Here is a 1,971-nt window from a genome sequence, read left to right as displayed (position 1 = left end):
CTCTGTTGTTGATCGGGCGGGTTGCTCCCGCACGGTTTTTTTGCCGCCCCGCTTCACGCAGGGCGTCAATTTATGGCAGCGACCATGCGGTCGCGGCGGCGATGTTGTGTGTTGCAGACCGCGAATCCGCGCGCACGTCATCGAAGGCATGGCGCGTGTTGGATGATGACTGGGGCAGTATGAACGACAAGAACTGAGACTCCCACCCGGAGCACCCACGATGGCTGGCCGGCACGATGGACTGGTCTGCTCGATGGACTGGCCGGCAAGCCCGTCCGGCACGGCAATCGCCATCGACTCCGGAATGCTTATCCAAAGTGCGGCGCTTTTCAAGGCGAAAGTTTTAAGCTTAAAAAGCTGCGGTGTCCGTTGCGTGGCGGACATGGTGCGGCCCGCTGGAACCGATACCCGCGAGCGATGGTGACGCCAAGCTATTTCAGGCTTGAAATATTTCCGCGCGGGCCTAGCGTGCGATCTTCGCCGGGAGGCAGCGACGTGAACAAACCACACCCTTTGCACGGCTCGAACAGACTGAAGCTTGGCGTCTTTTCGACCAATGCCGATGGCGGGCTTGCCATCACCGATGTGCCGGAGCGCTGGGCGGCGAGCTGGCGGGACAATGTGACCGCAGCCCAGATCGCCGACCGCGCCGGGCTGGAGTTCATGCTGCCGATCGCGCGTTGGCGCGGCTTCGGCGGCCGCAACAAGGTGCGCGAATGGTCGTTCGAGACCTTCACCTGGGCGGCGGCACTCGCCATGGCCACCGAGCAGATCGGCCTGTTCATGACCGTGCATGTGCCGCTGGTGCATCCGCTCTATGCCGCCAAGGCGCTGGCGACGGTCGACCATATCAGCCAGGGCCGCGCGGGCTTGAACATCGTCTGCGGCTGGAACCCGAAGGAATTCGGCATGTTCGGCACGCCTTTGGTCGAGAAGGGCTACGATCAGGCGGCCGAATGGATCGAAATCCTGGAAAAGCTTTATGCGTCGGCCGAGCCGCTCGATTACGAAGGCACTTATTACCGCCTCAAGGAGGCTGTCAGCCGGCCGGCCAGTCTGCAGGTTCCGCGCCCCGTGACCATGAACGCCGCCTTCGGCGGGCCGGGCCGCGATTTCGCTGCCGCCCGGTGCGATTATCTGTTCACGACATTTTCGGAAATGAGCGATGCCGGCAAGCATGTCGCCGACATCAGCGAGCGGGCCGATAAGGCAGGCCGCGATGTCGGCGTCTACACCGTGGCGCATGTCGTCTGCCGCCCGACGATGGAAGAGGCGCAGGCCTACTACACGCGCTACGCCGTCGATATGGCCGACCATGACGCCGTCGATGCCCACATGGCCGGCAAGAAGGAATTCTCGCAATCGCACGACCCGCACACCTATGACCGCTACCGGCAGCGTTTCGCCGGCGGCGCCGGCACCTACCCGCTGATCGGAACGCCGGAAACGATCGCCGCCGACATGGTCGCCATTGCCGGGCACGGCTATCAGGGCATCGCGCTGTCCTTCGTCAACTACACGCAAGAACTGCCCTATTTCTGCGATCACGTGCTACCGATCTTGAGGCAGGCGGGGCTTCGCGAATAATTTATTCCTGAGGCAGCCAATAATTTATTCCGGGATGACGGCAGTTGCCTGGATTTCCACTTTGGCGCGATCCTCGACCAGCGCCACCACCTGCATGGCGGCCATCGCCGGAAAATGCCGGCCGATGACCTCGCGATAGGCCTCGCCGATACCCCTGAGATTGGCAAGGTATTCGGCCTTGTCGGTGAAGTACCAGGTCATCGAGGTGATGTGCTGCGGCCCCGCGCCGGCTTCCGCCAACACCGCGACGATGTTCTGAAGCGTTTGCCGCACCTGGCCGACGAAGTCGTCGGTCTCGAACTGGCATTGCCCGTTCCAGCCGACCTGTCCGCCGACGAAGACGAGCTGCCCGCGCGCCGCGACGCCATTGGCGTAGCCGACAGG

General features: G+C 63.0%; 3 protein-coding genes. 2 read left to right on the top strand and 1 reads right to left on the bottom strand.

The features are described from left to right. The coding region (locus EN925_RS40300; protein WP_206633079.1) for a hypothetical protein at positions 1 to 197 on the top strand (197 nt) is incomplete at its 5' end. 298 nt (positions 198 to 495) lie between these two features. After that, positions 496 to 1,587 (top strand): LLM class flavin-dependent oxidoreductase, encoded by a 1,092-nt coding sequence (locus EN925_RS33665; protein ID WP_128337261.1) that lies wholly within the window; start codon positions 496 to 498, stop codon positions 1,585 to 1,587. A 24-nt stretch (positions 1,588 to 1,611) separates the two neighbouring features. On the opposite strand, the gene EN925_RS33660 is transcribed toward EN925_RS33665, so the two are convergent. Then, positions 1,612 to 1,971, bottom strand: a 360-nt coding sequence (locus EN925_RS33660; protein WP_164894583.1) for a RidA family protein, incomplete at its 5' end; no start/stop codon positions are given.

Source organism: Mesorhizobium sp. M7A.F.Ca.US.006.04.2.1, assembly GCF_004022915.1.
Classification (GTDB): domain Bacteria; phylum Pseudomonadota; class Alphaproteobacteria; order Rhizobiales; family Rhizobiaceae; genus Mesorhizobium; species Mesorhizobium ciceri.
Note: the sequence above shows the minus strand (reverse complement) of the source record. Positions and strands in the feature narration are given on the sequence as shown.